Source organism: Mesorhizobium zhangyense (assembly GCF_011045115.1).
Classification (GTDB): Bacteria; Pseudomonadota; Alphaproteobacteria; order Rhizobiales; family Rhizobiaceae; genus Mesorhizobium_M; species Mesorhizobium_M zhangyense.
This window is the reverse complement of the sequence record NZ_JAAKZG010000004.1, coordinates 108,152-125,741: the sequence shown is the minus strand read 5'-3', so window position 1 is coordinate 125,741 and position 17,590 is coordinate 108,152. Positions and strand designations below refer to the sequence as shown.

Below are 17,590 nucleotides of genomic sequence, written 5' to 3'. Positions count from 1 at the left end.
ATGCGGCGGAGATATCCATTCCGCCGCACCACTTGGCGTCACGCCAACCTAAAGCCGCCCTCAAGGACAATCGATGTCGCTGCGTGTGAGCCGAATATCGACAAGGCCCGATCAGCTTGGCGAAAGCCCGGTCTGGGATTGGCAGCGCCAGCGCCTCTATTGGGTGGACGGTGTTTCGCGGCTTGTCCGCAGCTACGATCCGTCGACAGGCGCCTTTGACGAATGGACCCTCCCATCCATGGTGGGCTCCATTGCGTTGGGCAAAGGGGACACATTGGTCGCGGGGCTCACTGACGGCATCTATTTGCTCGACCTGACCACCGGTGAAGTGGTGCCGGTATTCAAGCCGGAACCGGCCGATCCGCGTATCCGCTTCAATGACGGCAAGACAGATCGTCAAGGCCGATTTCTATGCGGCAGCATGGGCGTTCATGCCGACCCGCTGGGGCAGCTTTTCCGTGTCGGGGCCGATGGCTCCAATGCCATTCTTGCCAATGGCATCCGCATTTCAAACACGCTCTGCTTTAGCCCAGACGGCGAAACGATGTATTTCGCCGACAGCCTGGATCGCGCCATCCGCGCCTATCGCTACGACGCCGGCGATGACGCCGTCAGCGAGGCGCGTATCCTCGTTGATACCGAACCCTACAATTCCGGCCCGGACGGCGCCACAGTCGATGCCGACGGCTGCCTGTGGGTGGCGCTCGTACAGGTCGGCAAGATCGCCCGTTTCACGCCGCAAGGCGAGCTTGACCGCTTGATCGATGCGCCGACCGACATGCCTTCATCCGTGGCGTTCGGAGGTGCCGACATGTCGACGCTCTATGTGACATCGATCAAGGATTCCGGTTCCGGCCGTGCCATCTCGCGCCATCCGGACGGGGGATATCTTTTCGCCATCGAAGGCCTTGGCGTTTCGGGTCTTCCCGAAGCGCGCTTCGGCGAAGCCGCTGCTCGACCGGACACGAAAGTACAATGATGCTTCATCGTAACAGCTCTCTTTCCCCGCTTCTTGCGCCGCGCTCCATCGCGCTCATCGGCGCCTCCGAAAACGTCGCGCGCATCGGCGGGCGACCGTTGCGCTATCTGCGCGAAGCAGGGTTCAAGGGCGCGGTCTATCCGGTCAACCCCAACCGTGAGACGGTGCAGGGTTTCAAGTCCTACGCCTCCGTCGGAGTTCTGCCGGAAACGCCGGATGTGGCGATCCTTGCCGTTCCGTCCAGTGGCACAATCCAGGCGCTCAGAGAATGCGCCGAGCGTCACGTGAAGGCGGCAATCATCTTTTCGGCGGGCTTTGCCGAAACCGGCGACGAAGGCCGCGCCATGCAGGACGAGATTGCCGGCATCGCGCGCGAAAGCGGCATGCGCGTGCTCGGTCCAAATTGTCTTGGCGTGTTCAATGCGGCTACCGGCTATTACGGTACGTTCTCTGCGATCCTCGACACCGAATTCGTCAAGCCGGGCCCGGTTGCCATCATCTCGCAGAGCGGCGCCTATGGCTCCCACATCGCTCATCTTGCGCGCCAGCGCGGTCTTGGCATTAGCCACTGGATCACCACCGGCAATGAGTGCGACATCGACGTTGCCGAAGCGCTGCAATGGGTGGTCGGCCAACCCGATACCAATGTCGTGATCGCCTATGCCGAGGGCATTCGCAACCGCGACGTCTTCCTCGAAGCGCTGGACACCGCGCGGGCGAAGGAAAAGGCGATCGTCTTCATGAAGGTCGGTCGCTCTGAGGTCGGCGCGCATGCGGTGAGTTCGCATACGGCTGCCCTTGCCGGCTCCGATGCCGTCTTCGATGCCGTCTTCCGCCAATATGGCGTCTATCGTGCGCGCACGACGGCCGAGCAGCTTGACGTGGCTTACGCCTGTTCGCGCGGCATCTATCCGGCTGGAGACAGGCTCGGCATCTTCACGCTTTCCGGCGGCTTCGGCATCCAGATGGCGGACGATGCCGCACTTGCAGGGCTTGACGTCTCGCCCATGCCCGATGCGGCGCAGGAAGAGCTGAAGGCGATGCTGCCTTATGCCTCGCCGCGCAATCCGGTCGATGCGACCGCGCAGGCGCTGACCGACCTGCCGCTGATGACGAGCTATATCCGCGCCATGCTGGAAAAGGGCGGCTACGACATGTTCGCCGGTATTTTCGGCAGCGGACCGGCTAGCCCGACCTTCGCCGTTTCCCTGCGCCAGGCCCTGGAGGGCGCAACGGCCGGGCAGGGAGGCCGCATCCTCTCGCTCACCATGTCGGCGTCGTCCGAGATCGTCCGCTCCTACGAGGAAAAAGGGTTTCTGGTCTTCGAGGATGGTTCCGCGCTGGTCAACGCGCTCGGTGCGCTGGCCCATTTCCGCAAAAGCTTCGATGCGGTGAAGCGTGCAACCGAAACCCTTGAAGAGGCACCGCGCCTTTCGCTGGATGGTGATACCTTTAGCGAATATGGCGCAAAGTCGGTGTTGGCGAAGGCGGGCATCGCCTTTCCCAGGGAGGCGCTGGTACGGCCGGATGAGGATGCCGGTGCCGCCGCCGCTACGATCGGTTTTCCGGTTGTGCTGAAAATTTCCTCGCCCGACATCGCCCACAAGACAGAGATTGGCGGCGTCATCGTCGGCGTGAAGGATGAGGACGAGGCACGGCACGCGGCCCGGACGATTCTCGACCGGGTTCGTGAAAAACGCCCGGACGCATTGATCGAAGGATTGATCGTGTCACCGATGATCACCGGCGGCGTCGAGACCATTGCCGGCGTTGTCCGCGATCCCGTCTTCGGCCCTATGGTGATGTTCGGGCTCGGCGGTGTCTTCGTCGAAGTGCTGAAGGACGTTACCTTCCGCGTCGCGCCGTTCGACAGGACCGAGGCACACCGCATGATCCGAGAGATCCGCGGTTTTGCCATGCTGGAAGGCGTGCGCGGTGCGCCGCCCGCCGATATTGATGCGCTGGCCGAGATGCTTTCCACGCTGTCGCGTTTCGCAGCGGCGAATGCCGACATGATTGAAAGCATCGATCTCAATCCGGTACTGGTGCTGCCGGAAGGCAAGGGCGTGGCGCTGCTCGATGCGCTTCTGGTGTTGCGGAAAGATTAGGGAAAGACGATGGCGAACGAAGACAAAAGGCTGACCGAACTCCTCGACCGCGAGGCCATCCGCGACTGTATCTATCGCTATTGCCGCGGCATCGATCGTGCCGACGAGGCGTCGCTGCGCAGTTCCTACTGGCCGGATGCGACCGATCGGCACGGCGCCTATTCGGGGCCTGTGGAGGGCTTCTTCCAATGGGTGCTGGAAGCCTTCAAGACCAATCCGCGCAACATCCATCAGGTCAGTAACATCCTGATCGAGTTCAAGGACGAAGCATCCGCCGTGGTGGAGACTTACTTCAATGCACTTCAGCGTGGTGCGGGGCGAGATGGCGTCACACGCCAGTTCCTGCTTGCTGGCCGTTACGCCGATCTGTTCGAGAAGCGTGATGGGGAGTGGCGCGTCAAGCAACGTGTCGTCGCCTATGATTGGGTCGAAGAGCAGCCGGTGCCGGAAGGCTCCGAGGAGGCCCGTTTCGGAGTCCGGCAGCCTGTCGGTGCGAAGTTCCCCGCCGACCCGATCTACGAGCTTCTCGGTCGTTCCAATGCTTCATGAATGTGAAACTCTCCTTCACACAAGTGAAGGGGTTGAACGAGGAAAGCGTTGCATCACAATGATCTCCACAACCGGTGCACAAAACGACAGCGCCGATATGGAGACCGAAAATCATGGCCGCTCACAACGCTCACGCGCCGGAACTTTCGCAGTCACGGATGTCCAGCGCCATGCCCCACACGATTGAGGCATCCGCGGAGGTGGCCGACATGAGAGAGAACGGGATTGTCAGCGATGCGGAATTCAAGACCGTCATGCGGCAGGTCGTCTCGTCTGTTGCGGTTATCACGGCGCGTTCGGGCAAGCTGCGCAACGGCCTGACGGCGACCGCCGTCTGTTCTGTGTCGGCCGAGCCGCCGACGATGTTGGTTTGTGTCAACCGCAGCGCCACAGCTGAAAAGATCATTGCCGACAGCGGCAGCTTTGCCATCAATTTCCTTACCGAGGAGCAGCATGGCATTGCCCGGCTGTTCTCGACTTCAAAGCTGGGCTCGGAAGAGCGCTTTCGCGAGGGAAAATGGTTGAGCATGATTACCGGCGCGCCGGTACTCGACGGTGCCGTTGCGAGCTTCGATTGCCGCGTGGAGGACCGTATCCTGTCCGGTACGCACCATATCTATATCGGCCGCGTGCTGGCGGTAACGTCGTTGGACCAGGATGCACTTCTCTACCGTGACGGTTCGTTCCGCCGCCTCGCAACAGTTGGTTGAGCCGGCTCACTTGACGTCCTGAAGCCAAGGCCAAGCAGATTTCCGGAAGGAGTAAATCGATGGAGAATTCAGGGCGCGTCGTAGTCATCACAGGTGCTGCCGGCGGTATCGGCAAGGCGCTGCTCGACGCATTTCACCGTGACGGCGACACGATCGCGGCGGTCGATCTTGCTGGAACGAATGTAGCCGATCTCGCAAACGCGCTTGATGCAAGGCATGCCGGCTTTCACTGCGACGTCTCGTCGGAAGCGGAGATCATCGCGCTTTTCGCGGAGATCGAAGCCCGCTTCGGCAGAATAGACGCATTGGTCAACAATGCAGCACTCGGGCCGACCATGGCCGCGACTGTGGACACCGATGTGACATCATTCCGCAAGGCGCTGCGCATCAATCTTCTCGGACCCTTCGTGCTGGCGCGAGAGGCCGCAAGGCGTATGACCGGCGGTGGGGTTATCGTCAACATAGCTTCGCTTGCCGGCGTGCTCGGCAATCCCAAGCGCAACGCCTATGCAGCCTCCAAGGCGGGCCTGATTTCGGTGACACGGTCGCTGGCCTGCGAATGGGCCGGGCGCGGCATCCGGGTCTCAGCGGTGGCGCCGGGCTATGTGCGTACGCCGATGGCTGCTGAACTGGAGCGAACCGGCAAGACCAACCTGGATCTCGTTCGTCGCCGCGTGCCGATGGGGCGCATGGCGCGCCCGGACGAGATTGCTTCCGCCGCTCGTTTTCTTGCATCACCGGCTGCGCGCTATGTGACCGGCTCGATCCTGTCGGTCGACGGCGGCTGGCTATCCTTCAATCAGCCTGGCGACGCGCATCCTCCCGTCAGCGGCACGCCCGAGACCGAACTTGCGAAGCCCGCGGTTGAACGGCGTGAGCGCGTCGTGCTGGTGACGGGCGGTGCCAAGGGCATAGGCGAGGCATTGGCGCGAAGGTTCGCGGTCTCGGGCGACACCATTGTCATTGCCGACAAGGATGCCGAAGGTGCAGCACTTGTTGCTCGTTCTCTTGGGCCGAAGCATCTTTCCCATGCTCTCGACATCGCCTCCGAAGAGGCGGTTCTGGACCTGTTCGCTACAATAAAGCAGCGGTTCGGCAGGCTCGACATACTGGTCAACAATGCCGCAATTGCCGATGGCTTTCTGCCTGCCCTCGACCAGATGTCGGCTGATCTCGAAAAGGTGCTGGATGTGAACGTCACGGGCGCCTTTTTGTGCGCGCGCGAGGCGGTGCGGCTGATGGGAGATGCCGGCGGCGTCATCCTCAATCTCGGTTCGATCAACACCTTCCTGCCCTTTGCGCCACGCCACGCCTATGGCGCGTCGAAGGCGGCAATCGACATACTGACACGGTGCATGGCAGCCGAGCTTGGCCCTGCCGGCATTCGCACCGCGACGATCGCGCCGGGCTATATTCGCACGCCCGGGGTTGCGGCACTCGAAGCCGCCGGCAAGATCGACACGAAAGCAATCCGCCGGCGCATTCCTCTCGGCGATATGGGCCGGCCGGAAGATATCGCCGAGGCCGCCTATTTCCTGGCCTCGGACGAAGCGTCCTACATCAATGGCTCGATCCTCTATGTCGACGGTGGCTGGACGTCTTTCGGCAATGCCGGAGACGCTAGCGAAATCGCGGAAGAGGAACTTCAGGGGGCAGCTGAATGATCGTCGAATATTCCAGTGGGGGCGGATTGCGCCTGACGGAAGCGGAAGATTTCCGCAAGTTCAAGGTTCTGCTGAAAGGCGCTTTCGGCACAACGCGGCCCTACATCGACGGCTTGACCTTTGTCGATGACGACAATGCCTTGGTTGGGATGGGCATGGTTCCGGCGCTGGCCGGCACCATGGCGAATGAGCAATGGCGTACCCGATTTAACGAGATGGTGGCCGCCGCCGCAAAACACGGCTGGCTCGACGCGGACAGCAACGCCATACGCGCCCATGTCGAGCGGCAGGACTGATTGTCATCTTGGCGTTCGCCGGAAATGAGGAGCGGTGATGGCAACGACAGAACGGGATCCGATTCTGGTTGAGCAGGACGCGGGCGTTGTCGTCATTACGCTCAATCGGCCAGACAAGCTCAATTCGTTCAATGGCGAGATGCATCGGCGACTGCTTGCTGCACTGACGAAGGCAGGCGAGGATCCGGAATGCCGCGCGGTCATGCTGACCGGGGCAGGGCGCGCCTTCTCGGCAGGGCAGGATCTTTCCGAGCGTGTCTTCGAGGAAGGCGTCGCGCCCGATCTCTCCGAAAGTCTCAAGAAAAACTACAATCCGCTGGTGCGGATAATCCGGGAGCTTGAAAAGCCGGTGCTGGCGGCAGTTAACGGCGTGGCCGCCGGAGCTGGAGCGAACATCGCGCTTGCCTGCGATATCGTTATCGCTGCGCGGTCTGCTCGCTTCATTCAGTCGTTCTCGAAGATCGGCCTTGTTCCCGATTCGGGCGGAACCTGGACCTTGCCGCGACTGATTGGCGACGCGCGGGCGCGGGCGCTGGCTTTCCTGGCCGAGCCGATCTATGCCGAGCTTGCCGCCGAATGGGGCATGATCTGGAAAGCGGTCGATGACGATCTTCTGCATGTGGAAGCAAGAAAACTCAGCGCGCATCTGGCCAGCCAGCCGACCCGCAGCTTCGCGTTGATGAAGAAGGCCTTCCTGCAGTCGGCGGTTCAAACATTTGACCAGCAGCTCGATCTGGAAGCGCAGCTTCAAGGCGAGGCGGGCCAGACTGAAGATTATCGAACAGGCGTCTCGTCGTTTCGGGCTAAGCAGTCGCCCGTTTTTAAAGGGCGATAGATAGAAATCATTCTGAAGAGATCAGTGGCCCGCCCGGCAATTCGGGCGGGCCACTGGCATATCAACCTGCCACGAGTTCGATGTGGCGGCGTGCCTGTCGCAAGGCCGATATCAGGCGGTTCTGGCCGCGCACCAGCTGGGTCTTGGCGAAGCCGAGCGTCACCTCGTCATGGCTGTCGAGATCGGCAGCGGCTGCGATGGAAGGCAGCGGCGGGATCGTCAGTGCCGGGTCGTGGCGGAAGCGGTTTACACGCGTGAAGTTGATCGGCACGAGGATGCGCGCAAGGTCCTGAATGACGGTATTGGCCGCTTTCGGTTCGATGCTCTTGTCTGCGACGCGGGCGTAGAAGGCTTCGAGTGCCTCGGACAGTTCGGCAACAGCCTTGCGGGACGCCGACAGGTCGAACCGGTCGCCGGCCTTGGCCTGATACCCGGCAACGGTGGCTGCGAATTCACGCGCTGTCGCCCGCCAGTCGAAGGGCAGATACTCCGCGTTGGCGTTGCGCAGCACGGCCAGAAGATAGACCTTGATATCGCGCAGAAGAATATCCTTGTCGGCGATTTCGAGGATGTCGTTCTCCGTGTGCCAGGCGATGTTGCCGCCGCAACCGCCGACTGTGTAGTAGCCCTTCTCTTCGCGCAGGACGTCCGGCATGGTCGACGACAGCATCAGGTAGCTCGAGATGCCGATGTTGTTGAAGGAATAGTCACCGGCGCGGTGCGGGCGTTCGCCTTCGATAACCTTGCCAGCCACTTCCTGAATGACGTCGGCGAGGAAATCCTCGGTTTCGCTCATCCGGCACAGATTGATGAACTCGCTTGCCCAGCGGCAGCCGGGGCTGTCGCAATTGACCTGCGAGACCGCGTTTTCTTCCAGATCGAGCGCAAAGGCGTCCGAGAACCAGGTCGAGCCGGCATAGCGGCCCGTCGAGTGGCCCGGCCACCAGCAGATGCGCACGGAGCGCTTCAGGCTGCCGCGGTTTTCCCAGAGCACGCGCGCGATCTCCAGCATCGTCGCGTCACCTGTCGCGTTGTCGCCGACGCCGACATCCCAGCTGTCCAGATGCCCGTGCAGGAAGACGTATTTTTCTGGCTCTTCCGTGCCCTTGATGAAGACTTCCGGCAGCTTGGAGGTGAACCAGCCTTCTTCCATCTCGGTGAAGATCGTGACCTTGCCGCCGGCATTGGCGATCTCGATCAGCGCTTCGCCTGTGGGCTTGTTGACGGCCACCGCCGGGATATTGGGCTTGCGTGGCAGATCGTCCAGATCGGGCGTGCCCCAGACCGTGGTGCAGATGCCCCAGTGAACGTCGATGCCGGGATTGATGCCGATGACGCCGATGGCGCCGAGTTCTTCATATTGCGAGATCAGGCCGGGGCTGGCGAAGCCTTCGGACATCACGATCTTGCCGCGAACGAGGTCGGCCAGCTCCTGGGTCGACTCCACCTTCTGCTCGAACATGTCGGTGATCATCGCGTTGTGACGCGCGCCGACATAGACGATCTGGCCCTCTAGGCCGTTGCGGGCATCGAGGCTGTATGCCGGCGGCTTGGCGCGGAACGTCTTGCCGCCCGCTTCGACGCGGGCCAGTCCGGGCAGGCTGAGATAAAGGCTCGGCTCGTGAACCGTAACTTCGACGCCGTGCTTCCTGAGACGCGACACCACCTCGTCCATGCCGCGGTTCACATCAGTCGGGTGTTCGCGCTTGAAGGTCGAGAAGCTTTCGACGAGAGCCCAGGGCTCGTCGAGCGAGACGGCTGCGAGAATTTCGGTTTCGAGTTTGTTCATCGGCTGGCTCCCATTGTGTTTTACTGAATGAAACACTGTTTCATAACGAAATTGAAAGCTAACAGAGGAGATTGCGCCTCGCAAGCCGCCATCGCATCGAAGCAGCAGAGGCAGCCGTCAAGGCTCTGGAGGCATGATCAGAGATCGTGCTCGCAGGTGCGCGACGCCGCTGGGTACGGCAGAGCCGTGACCCATCGATTGCGCGGATTTTTCAGCCGAAAATGAAGGCGAGGGGTAGCTTCGATGCTGCCTTCAGGAAGCGGCGGGCAGTGCCGCTGTTTCAGTGCGATGCAGCGACAGCTTGGAAGATATTTCAGCGGCTGCATCCATGGCCGCCCGGATATAGGTCCCGCGTCGTTCCTCATCAAAGCGCACCATCGCGCCGGCCACTGAGATCGCCGCGATCACTTCGCCATTCGCGCCGACGATTGGTGCTGCCACCGAAAAGGCACCGTCGTCGAGATCGTTCGTTGCAATGTTGTGGCCATTGGCGCGAATGCGGTTCAGGGTCTGGAGCAGTTTTTCGGGGTCGGTGATCGTATAGGGTGTGAAGGCTTCGAGCGGATTGGCAAGCACCGCGTTGATAACGGATTCGTCACAATAGGCGAGCAGGCAGAGCGATCCGCCCCCGGCATGCAGAGGCCCGTTCCGACCGGCCTGGGCGAAGAGCCTTATCGAATGATGGCCGGCGCGTGTGGCCAGGACAAGCGAGCGCAGCCCCTCGCGCACGACCAGGTTGACGTTCTCGGATGTGCGGTCCCGCAGCGTGTCCATAACCGGGCGTGCGGCAAAGAGCAGGCTGCCATCGCGGCCTACCCGCTCGCCGAGAACACCTATGCGATAGCCGAGAGAATAGACGGCATGTTCGGGGTCACGAAAGACGAAGCCGCGGTCTTCCAGCGTCTGCAGGAGGCGAAAAACGATCGATTTGGTCAATCCCAGCGACTTCGACAAGGAGGTGACCCCCTGGCCCGGCTTGTCGGCCAGCGCTTCCAGAACGAGCAGCGCCCGGTCGACTGCCGCGATCTTGTAGTCGTTGGTACTGGTGTCATTCATCGATGGCGATCCTCCTGGTTGATTATCGTTGTCTGTTCGGCTGTTGCAATATTGCAGATTTGTGATTTACTCAATTTAGAAACGGAAACAGTGTTTCATCTAATAAAACAATGAGGGGTCGTCAATGCGCATCGCTTATGTGGTTCCTGGTCCGATGTCGAAAGGTCCGATGGGCCTCAAGGAGATGCGAAGGCGCGAGGCGCTGCTGAACTCCTGGGCTTTCACTGGAACCGAGGTCTCTGTCGTCGATGTGCCAAACGGACCTGCATCGATCGAGTCGGCCTACGAGGAAGCGCTCTGCGTTCCGGCAACCATCGACCTCATCATGAAGTGCGAACGGGAAGGCTTCGACGCCGCCATCATCGGTTGCTTCGGCGATCCGGGCCTTGAGGCGGCGCGCGAACTCGTGACGATGCCCGTCGTTGGGCCGTGCGAGAGCTCGCTCCTTCTCGCGGCGAGCCTTGGGCACAAATTCTCCGTCCTGACCGTTTTCGACAGTCTGATCGCCGGGCAGGAACTGCTCGCCTACAAGGCCGGCGTCCGTGACAAGCTAGCCTCCGTCCGCGCCACCGGGATTCCCGTGCTGGAGCTGATGAAGGATCCGGAGAAGACGAAAGCACGCCTCATCGCGGTAGCTGAGCTGTGCGTGAAGCAGGACCGCGCGGACGCTTTTCTTTTCGGCTGCATGACGATGTCCTTTCTCGATCTTGCGGATGAGATTTCGGCAGCCGTCGGGGCGCCTGCCGTCAATGCCGGCAAGGCCGCGCTCAAACAAGCTGAGATGCTGGTTTCGATGGGGCTTTCCCATTCGAAAACCGCTTTCCCCACACCTGCGAAAATGCTGGCTGGCCAGTCTTTCGAGGCAATGCGCGTGGCGTGAGCCGGGCGCCAACTAGAAAACAAGAAACCACTCCAGAGGAGAATAAGCATGAAATCCACCTGTAGGGCGGTCATGGCGACTGCGTTTCTGGCGCTTGCCGCCGCCGCTTCGCCGGCGATGGCCGGTGATCCCATCCGAACCATTGAAATATTAAGCCGTCCGCAGGCATCCCAGCCGCAGGAATTCCAGTCAATCCAGCTCATTGCCCAGGAATGGCGCAAGCTTGGTCTCACTGTAAACGTCCGGGTCATGCCGTGGGAGCAGATGTCGGATGTCGTCTGGTACCAGCGCGCGGACTGGGACTCGACCGCCTGGCAGATGGTTGGCCGTCCGGAGCGTTCTGATCCCGATGAGATCATCTACAACCTGTTCCATTCCTCGACGGCAGAGAAGGGCTACAACTTCATCGGCTACCAGAACCCGGAGTATGATGCGGTGGCCGAGGCGCAGCGCGGTGAGATCGATCCGGAAAAGCGCAAGGCGATGGTGTTCGAGGCGCAGGAACTGCTTGCCCGCGACCAGCCCAACATGATGCTGGTCCACCCCAAGCAGACCTTTGCCTTCGACAAGACCGTGTGGAAGCCGGAGTCCATCGTCGACCAGAGCGGCATCGGCATCCGCAACACCTGGACCTTCATGGCGCTTGAACCTCTGGGCGAAAAGAAGGACATCGTCCTCAACTCGAGCGACAATGTTAAGGCCATCAACCCGCTCTATATCTCCGGCGGTGTCGACAGCTGGGTGTTCGAACTGGTCTATGACCGGCTCATTCGCGTCGGGCCGGATGGCCTGCCGAAGGCATGGGCAGCCGAAAGCTACGAATGGAAGGGCGACAAGACCGTCGCGGTCAAGCTGCGCGAAGGCATGAAGTGGCATGACGGCAAGCCGGTCACGCCCGAGGACGTGAAATTCTCATTCGAGGCGATCGTCAGTGGTGAGGCGCCGATGTATGCGCCGTTCGGCAGCAACATCGAAAGCATCGCGATCGATGGGCAGGTCATCACCTTCACGCTCAAGAAACCGGCCGCATCCTTCGTCACCTCCAGCCTTGCCAAGGTCAACCTCATACCCAAGCATGTTTGGGAGCCGATCATCGAGGACCTGAAGACCAAGGAGGCGAACGCCGAAAGCTATCAGGAAAAGACGCCGATCGGTTCCGGCCCGTACAAGTTCGAACGTTGGCTGACCAATGAGGAGATCGTGCTCAGCGCCAACAAGGAGCATTTCAATGCGCCCAAGGCCGACCGTTGGATCCTGCGCATCGTGCCGAATGTCGAGGCAGCCCTCGGCATGCTGCGTTCTGGCGAACTTAACTTTCTCGGCGAGTTCTCGGGTGATCCTAAAGTCCTGATTGATGCGGCCAAGCAGGATGGCGACCTCGAGGTCGTGTCGACCGTCGAGATGGGCTTCCGCTATGTCGCCTTCAACGAACGCCGTCCCCCGTTCAACGATGTGGCGTTCCGCCGTGCCCTGTCGGCTGCCGTCGATCGCCGGCTGATCGTCAATGCCGCCTATCGCGGCTTTGCCGTGCCGTCAAACTCGGTCATCTCGCCATCGCTCGAATTCTGGTACGATCCCAAGACATTGGCCGAACTTAAGACCGGCCACGATGTTGCAGCCGGGATGCTCGAGGAAGCAGGCTACACGCTTGATGGCGGAAAGCTGCACTATCCCGGCGACACCAAGGAAACGCTGGCGAAATAGGTTGCAGAGCGGCGCGCCGGATATGCGCCGCGCCGCCCTTCCCGGACTCATTTGAAGAACCTGACATGGAATGCAGTTCATCCCGTTTCATGTCAGGTCAAGGAATATGAATTCATGTCCCATCTGAAGGCGGTGGCCAGCCGAACGCTTCAGCTTGCCCTGGTGCTGTGGGCGGTCGTCACGATACTTTTCCTGATGTTCCGCCTGATGCCGGGCAACCCCATGGCGGCCTATATCGACCCGACTTTCACCGTCGAGCAGCAGCAGGCGCTGATGGCCCAGTTCGGACTGGATAAGCCTTTGTGGGAACAGTATTTCATCTATCTCGGCAATCTCCTGCAGGGAGAGCTGGGCCAGAGTTTTCGCTACCGCGAGCCGGTTGCCGAGCGCATTTTTGCGCTGCTGCCCAACACGCTCATTCTCACTTTCTCGTCGCTCTTCGTTGCCTATGCGTTTGGCATCCTTGCCGGAGCCTATCTTGCTTGGCGGCGCGGAAGCGCGGTGGAAAACGCGGCCATACCGCTGGTGTTGATGACGCGCGCCATGCCTGAATTCTGGCTGGGCATGGTGTTGCTCGCGGTCTTTTCCTTCTGGCTCGGTTGGTTTCCGGCGGGCGGCACGCGGCCGGCCGGCGCCGATTATGACAGCCTCTGGGCGCTTTACACCTCGCGCGATTTCCTGAGCTACCTTGCACTGCCAGCGCTGACGCTGGCGATATACAGCCAGGGCCTTCCGCTGCTGCTGATGCGCTCCAACATGCTCGATGTGATGAAGGAGGACTTCGTCACCATGGCACGCATCAAGGGCCTGTCCAACTGGACCGTGGTTGTGCGCCATGCCGCGCGCAATGCGCTCTTGCCGGTCATGACCTCATTCGCGATTGCGGTCGGCTATCAGCTGCAGGGCAATGTCGTTGTAGAGTCGATTTTTTCCTGGCCGGGGCTGGGCCGTGAACTGGTCAATGCCGTCTCGGCTTCAGACTACCCGCTCGCCCAGGGTGCGTTCCTGATGATCGCCGTCGTCGTGATCTTGATGAACCTCATCGCCGATATGCTTTACGCCCTGCTTGACCCGAGGATCAGCCATGCATGATCTCGCACTTCAGAAACCCGGCCTCGTCGGCCGCATGTTTCGCAGTCTCAAGCTGCCGCTCAGCGACCCCTTTGCCGTCTTCGGTCTGGCCGTCTACGCGACCTTCCTCCTGACCGCGATCTTTGCCGACGCGATCGCACCATACGACCCGACGGAGATACTCTACACGCCCGAATATGAGCTTGCCTCCGACCTGCGTCCCGGCGAGCAGGGCTTTATTCTCGGCACGACGAGCCTCGGCCGCGATATCTTCTCGCAGATCGTCTATGGCACGCGCTCGGCACTCATCATCGGCATCACGGCGGCTTTCATGGTCGCTTTGATCGGCTCGGTCGTCGGGCTGGTCTCGGGTTATTTCGGCGGCTGGGTCGATGCGGTGCTGATGCGGCTGGCGGATATTGCCTTCGGCATTCCCTTTTTGCCGTTCGTCATTGTGCTGGCGGCGTTTCTGGAGCCCTCGATCTGGAACGTGGTGCTGGCGATGGCGCTGGTGCTCTGGCGCGACACGGGACGCGTGATCCGAAGCCAGGTGCTGACACTGCGCTCGCGCGGCTATGTTGATGCGGCGCGTGTGTGCGGATCGTCTGATCTCAAGATCATCCTGCGCCATATCGCACCCAACATCCTGCCGCTGTCTTTCCTCTATGGATCGATCGCGATCGGCTGGGCGATCCTGACCGAGGCGTCGATCTCCTTTCTCGGCTTTGGCGATCCGCAGTCGATAAGCTGGGGCTATATGCTGCAGGATGCCTTCGCCAGCCAGGCTCTCGCCAAGCAGGCCTACTACTGGTTCGTGCCGCCGGGCATCTGCATCATCCTCGTCGTCTCCGCCGGGTTCTTCATCACGCGGGGTTATGAAAACCTCCTTTTTCCGAAGTTGGGTCGATGACTGCCAACCTGCTTTCCGTGCGCGACCTCAAGGTCAGCTACAGGGTCGGCAACGGCCATATCGATGCCGTCGACGGCGCAAGCTTCGACGTTCCGCGTGGTTCCATCGTCGGGCTTGTGGGCGAATCCGGCTGCGGCAAGACCACCGTGGCGCGTGCCCTGACGCGGGTGATCGCCGACAATGCGAGGATCACCGGCGGCCAGATCCTTTTCGACGGCAAAGATATCGCTGCCATCCCCGAGCGGCAGATGAACGCTCTGCGCTGGCGCGATATCGCTTTCATCCCGCAAAGTGCGATGAACTCGCTCGATCCGGTCTACACCGTCGAATACCAACTCAACGAAGTGCTCCGCCGCCGCGGCGGTCTGAGTGCACGCGAAGCGCGCATGCGCTGCGAGTCCTTGTTTGAAATGGTCGGCATCGAAAAAGGGCGGCTGCGCGATTATCCGCATCAGTTTTCCGGCGGTATGCGTCAGCGCGTGGCGATAGCGCTGGCACTGGCGCTCAACCCCAAGCTGGTGATTGCCGATGAGCCGGTCACAGCACTCGACGTGATCGTGCAGCGGCAGATCCTCGACCAGCTGCGCGAATTGCAGACGATGCTCGGCATCTCGGTCATCCTGGTCACGCACGACATTTCCGTCGTCGCCTATATCTGCGACCGCACCGTCGTCATGTATGCAGGGCGCGTCGCCGAGGCCGGCCCGATGGCGGGTGTGCTCACACGGCCCGCCCATCCCTATACGATGGGCCTGCGCAACGCCTTCCCCGATCTGGCGGGTGCTGCCTCGGGCACGCTGACCCCCATCGACGGCGCGCCGCCAAATCTTGCCGAGCCGCCGCCCGGCTGCCGTTTCGCACCGCGTTGTCCGTTTTCGATCGAGGTATGCTCGACAGAATCGCCGCCATTGGCGGAGATTGTGCCGGACCATCGCGTCGCCTGCCATCGCGCCAGTGAGGCACCAGTCCTGCGCGAAATCGCTGCCCGGACCGAAACATGGCTGGCACACGCATGAGGTCCGCCGTGACATATTCGAACGAACCGCTGGTTTCGCTGCGCAGCGCCGAGCTCCACTACCGTGTTGGCGGTGCGCTGTCGGCATTGCGCGGCCGTTCCTCCGTGGTCAAGGCGGTCGATGGCGTTTCCTTCGACATACACCGCGGCGAGAGCGTCGGGCTGCTCGGCGAGTCCGGTTGCGGCAAGAGCTCGATAGGGCGGCTGCTGATGAAACTGGAAGATGCGACCGGCGGCGAGATCGTTTTTGCCGGCGAGCCCATCTCGGGCCTCAGGGGAGCCGCGCTGAAGTGCTACCGGGCCAAGGCCCAGCTCATCTTCCAGAACCCGTTCGATGCGGTGAACCCGCGCTTCACCATTCGCGCCACGCTGGCCGAGCCGCTGGAGAATGCCGGCATTCCCGCCGGCGAACGTGAGGCGCGGATCATCGCGGCGCTGGAGCTGGTGCGGCTGCCGCAGCCGGCGCAATTCCTCGACCGTTATCCGCACCAGCTGTCGGGCGGACAGTTGCAGCGCGTCGTCATGGCGCGCGCGTTGATCCTCCAGCCGGATTTCGTGGTGGCCGACGAACCGGTATCGATGCTCGATGTGTCGGTGCGCGCCGGCGTGCTCAACGTCTTCCGCGACGTGCGCGACCGGCTCGGGCTGACGGCTATCTATATCAGCCACGATCTGGCGCTGGTCCGCTATGTCTGCGAGCGCACCATCGTCATGTATCTCGGACGCATCATGGAAGATGGCCCGACCGAGGACATCGTGCATGAGCCGCTTCACCCCTACGCCAAGGCGCTCGTTGCCGCCGTGCCGGTGCCGCATCCCGACCAGAGCCACGATCCGCTGCCGATCGGCCGGGGCGCGCCCGACCCGCGCAATCCGCCGTCCGGCTGCGTCTTCCGCGATCGCTGTCCGCGCGCCTTCGATCGCTGCGCCAGCGAGGTGCCGCAATTGCGGCAGATAGGAACGCGCAAGGTCGCCTGCCATCTCTTTTGAACGGGCGCTCAGCCTGAGGCCCAAGGACGAACACAATGCTTGCCGCCTTCTATACCCGTACCGGACCCGCGCGAGACGTTCTCGCAACCGGTGACCAACCCTATCCACACCCCGCCGCCGGTGAGGTTCTGGTGCGGGTTCGCGCCTCCGGTATCAATCCTGCCGACGTCAAGCGGCGGGCGGGCTGGCGCGGCATGATGATGGAGCACCCGCTCGTCGTACCTCACACCGATGGTGCGGGCGAGATCGTCGAGGTCGGCGAAGGCGTTGCCCGATCGCGCATCAGTGAACGCGTATGGCTCTACAATGCGCAAGGCGGCTACGGCACTGCCGGCCGCGCTTTTGGGACGGCTGCCGAACTGGTCGCCATCCCCGCCGGACAGGCCGTCAGGCTTGACGATGCGCTGTCCTTTGAAGCGGGCGCTTGCCTGGGTGTGCCGGCGATGACCGCGCACCGGGCGATCTTCTCGGACGGTCCGGTCGAGGAACAGACGATCCTGGTCAATGGCGCGGCAGGTGCTGTCGGCCATTTCGCCGTGCAACTCGCCGTCGCCGGCGGCGCGCGTGTCATCGGCACGGTCGGCAACGCAGCGGCGGCTGCCCATGCGAGTACGGCCGGCGCTTTTGCTACGATCGACCGCAAGGCCGAGGATGTCGTTGCGCGTGTGCTGGAATTGACTGGTGGCACCGGCGTCGATCGCATCGTCGAAGTCGATTTCGGCGCCAACCATAAGAGCGACATCGCCATGCTGAAGCTCAACGGCACCATCGCCTCCTATTCTTCCAGCAGCGATCCCGAGCCGGTTCTTCCCTACTACGCCTTCGCCAACAAGGGTGCGAACCTGCGGTTCATACAGGGCTTCTGCATCCCGGCCGAGGCGCGCCGGTCCGGCGAGACCATGTTGGCCGAATTGGCGGCAGCCGGCCGGCTTTCGGTCGCCATCGCTGGAGCTTACGCGCTCGCCGATATCGCCAGCGCGCATGAGCATGTCGAGCGCGGCAGCATCGGCAACGTCGTCGTCACCATCTAGCCC

16 protein-coding genes are annotated in these 17,590 nt (G+C 61.8%); 14 read left to right on the top strand and 2 right to left on the bottom strand.

Translation table 11 applies throughout. The features are described from left to right. The first annotated feature begins 73 nt into the window (after window positions 1–73). From G6N74_RS10540 to paaG, 7 genes are all read left to right on the top strand, one after another. Entirely contained in the window at window positions 74–979 is a 906-nt protein-coding gene (locus tag G6N74_RS10540; RefSeq protein ID WP_165117040.1) for an SMP-30/gluconolactonase/LRE family protein, read from the top strand. After that, on the top strand, window positions 976–3,087 hold the full coding sequence (locus G6N74_RS10535) for an acetate--CoA ligase family protein (protein ID WP_205826626.1): 2,112 nt from the start codon (window positions 976–978) through the stop codon (window positions 3,085–3,087). The genes G6N74_RS10540 and G6N74_RS10535 overlap by 4 nt, the downstream gene beginning before the upstream one ends. A gap of 9 nt (window positions 3,088–3,096) precedes the next feature. Beyond that, entirely contained in the window at window positions 3,097–3,636 is a 540-nt protein-coding gene (locus G6N74_RS10530; protein WP_165117038.1) for a nuclear transport factor 2 family protein, read from the top strand. Between the two features lie 113 nt (window positions 3,637–3,749). Further along, complete coding sequence (locus G6N74_RS10525; protein ID WP_205826625.1) at window positions 3,750–4,346, top strand: flavin reductase family protein; 597 nt, start codon at window positions 3,750–3,752, stop codon at window positions 4,344–4,346. 59 nt (window positions 4,347–4,405) lie between these two features. Further along, complete coding sequence (locus G6N74_RS10520) at window positions 4,406–6,010, top strand: SDR family oxidoreductase (protein WP_165117036.1); 1,605 nt, start codon at window positions 4,406–4,408, stop codon at window positions 6,008–6,010. After that, window positions 6,007–6,306, top strand: a complete 300-nt coding sequence (locus G6N74_RS10515) for a hypothetical protein (RefSeq protein WP_165117034.1) — start codon at window positions 6,007–6,009, stop codon at window positions 6,304–6,306. Before G6N74_RS10520 ends, G6N74_RS10515 begins: the two co-directional genes overlap by 4 nt. A 37-nt stretch (window positions 6,307–6,343) precedes the next feature. Then, window positions 6,344–7,141: a 2-(1,2-epoxy-1,2-dihydrophenyl)acetyl-CoA isomerase PaaG gene (paaG, locus tag G6N74_RS10510; RefSeq protein WP_165117032.1), complete on the top strand. Its 798-nt coding sequence runs from the start codon at window positions 6,344–6,346 to the stop codon at window positions 7,139–7,141. Window positions 7,142–7,202: 61 nt separating this feature from the next. Here paaG and G6N74_RS10505 read toward each other — a convergent pair whose 3' ends face one another. Further along, on the bottom strand, window positions 7,203–8,930 hold the full coding sequence (locus G6N74_RS10505) for a M28 family peptidase (protein ID WP_165117030.1): 1,728 nt from the start codon (window positions 8,928–8,930) through the stop codon (window positions 7,203–7,205). 252 nt (window positions 8,931–9,182) lie between these two features. After that, window positions 9,183–9,986, bottom strand: coding sequence for an IclR family transcriptional regulator (locus G6N74_RS10500; RefSeq protein ID WP_165117028.1), 804 nt, complete (start codon window positions 9,984–9,986; stop codon window positions 9,183–9,185). A gap of 124 nt (window positions 9,987–10,110) precedes the next feature. Here G6N74_RS10500 and G6N74_RS10495 point away from each other — a divergent pair, with 124 nt between their 5' ends. From G6N74_RS10495 to G6N74_RS10465, 7 genes are all read left to right on the top strand, one after another. Further along, window positions 10,111–10,866 carry an aspartate/glutamate racemase family protein gene (locus G6N74_RS10495; RefSeq protein ID WP_165117026.1) on the top strand — a complete coding sequence of 252 codons (756 nt, stop codon included), beginning with the start codon at window positions 10,111–10,113 and terminating at the stop codon, window positions 10,864–10,866. 48 nt (window positions 10,867–10,914) lie between these two features. Beyond that, window positions 10,915–12,570, top strand: a complete 1,656-nt coding sequence (locus G6N74_RS10490; protein WP_119921205.1) for an ABC transporter substrate-binding protein — start codon at window positions 10,915–10,917, stop codon at window positions 12,568–12,570. Between the two features lie 114 nt (window positions 12,571–12,684). After that, a complete protein-coding gene (locus G6N74_RS10485; RefSeq protein WP_091910599.1) occupies window positions 12,685–13,662 on the top strand; it encodes an ABC transporter permease in 978 nt (325 codons plus the stop codon). Beyond that, window positions 13,655–14,551, top strand: coding sequence for an ABC transporter permease (locus tag G6N74_RS10480; RefSeq protein ID WP_119921206.1), 897 nt, complete (start codon window positions 13,655–13,657; stop codon window positions 14,549–14,551). Before G6N74_RS10485 ends, G6N74_RS10480 begins: the two co-directional genes overlap by 8 nt. Beyond that, complete coding sequence (locus G6N74_RS10475) at window positions 14,548–15,567, top strand: ABC transporter ATP-binding protein (protein WP_165117024.1); 1,020 nt, start codon at window positions 14,548–14,550, stop codon at window positions 15,565–15,567. Before G6N74_RS10480 ends, G6N74_RS10475 begins: the two co-directional genes overlap by 4 nt. Then, entirely contained in the window at window positions 15,564–16,556 is a 993-nt protein-coding gene (locus tag G6N74_RS10470; protein ID WP_165117814.1) for an ABC transporter ATP-binding protein, read from the top strand. The genes G6N74_RS10475 and G6N74_RS10470 overlap by 4 nt, the downstream gene beginning before the upstream one ends. Before the next feature lie 35 nt (window positions 16,557–16,591). Next, window positions 16,592–17,587 carry an NADPH:quinone reductase gene (locus G6N74_RS10465; RefSeq protein ID WP_165117022.1) on the top strand — a complete coding sequence of 332 codons (996 nt, stop codon included), beginning with the start codon at window positions 16,592–16,594 and terminating at the stop codon, window positions 17,585–17,587. Window positions 17,588–17,590: the final 3 nt, after the last annotated feature.

What these genes read in the sequence shown, in the direction of transcription:
- G6N74_RS10540 (WP_165117040.1), top strand. Translation starts at nt 74, where the DNA reads ATGTCGCTGCGTGTGAGCCGAATATCGACAAGGCCCGATCAGCTTGGC.
- G6N74_RS10535 (WP_205826626.1), top strand. Translation starts at nt 976, where the DNA reads ATGATGCTTCATCGTAACAGCTCTCTTTCCCCGCTTCTTGCGCCGCGC.
- G6N74_RS10530 (WP_165117038.1), top strand. Translation starts at nt 3,097, where the DNA reads ATGGCGAACGAAGACAAAAGGCTGACCGAACTCCTCGACCGCGAGGCC.
- G6N74_RS10525 (WP_205826625.1), top strand. Translation starts at nt 3,750, where the DNA reads ATGGCCGCTCACAACGCTCACGCGCCGGAACTTTCGCAGTCACGGATG.
- G6N74_RS10520 (WP_165117036.1), top strand. Translation starts at nt 4,406, where the DNA reads ATGGAGAATTCAGGGCGCGTCGTAGTCATCACAGGTGCTGCCGGCGGT.
- G6N74_RS10515 (WP_165117034.1), top strand. Translation starts at nt 6,007, where the DNA reads ATGATCGTCGAATATTCCAGTGGGGGCGGATTGCGCCTGACGGAAGCG.
- paaG (WP_165117032.1), top strand. Translation starts at nt 6,344, where the DNA reads ATGGCAACGACAGAACGGGATCCGATTCTGGTTGAGCAGGACGCGGGC.
- G6N74_RS10505 (WP_165117030.1), bottom strand. Translation starts at nt 8,930, where the DNA reads ATGAACAAACTCGAAACCGAAATTCTCGCAGCCGTCTCGCTCGACGAG.
- G6N74_RS10500 (WP_165117028.1), bottom strand. Translation starts at nt 9,986, where the DNA reads ATGAATGACACCAGTACCAACGACTACAAGATCGCGGCAGTCGACCGG.
- G6N74_RS10495 (WP_165117026.1), top strand. Translation starts at nt 10,111, where the DNA reads ATGCGCATCGCTTATGTGGTTCCTGGTCCGATGTCGAAAGGTCCGATG.
- G6N74_RS10490 (WP_119921205.1), top strand. Translation starts at nt 10,915, where the DNA reads ATGAAATCCACCTGTAGGGCGGTCATGGCGACTGCGTTTCTGGCGCTT.
- G6N74_RS10485 (WP_091910599.1), top strand. Translation starts at nt 12,685, where the DNA reads ATGTCCCATCTGAAGGCGGTGGCCAGCCGAACGCTTCAGCTTGCCCTG.
- G6N74_RS10480 (WP_119921206.1), top strand. Translation starts at nt 13,655, where the DNA reads ATGCATGATCTCGCACTTCAGAAACCCGGCCTCGTCGGCCGCATGTTT.
- G6N74_RS10475 (WP_165117024.1), top strand. Translation starts at nt 14,548, where the DNA reads ATGACTGCCAACCTGCTTTCCGTGCGCGACCTCAAGGTCAGCTACAGG.
- G6N74_RS10470 (WP_165117814.1), top strand. Translation starts at nt 15,564, where the DNA reads ATGAGGTCCGCCGTGACATATTCGAACGAACCGCTGGTTTCGCTGCGC.
- G6N74_RS10465 (WP_165117022.1), top strand. Translation starts at nt 16,592, where the DNA reads ATGCTTGCCGCCTTCTATACCCGTACCGGACCCGCGCGAGACGTTCTC.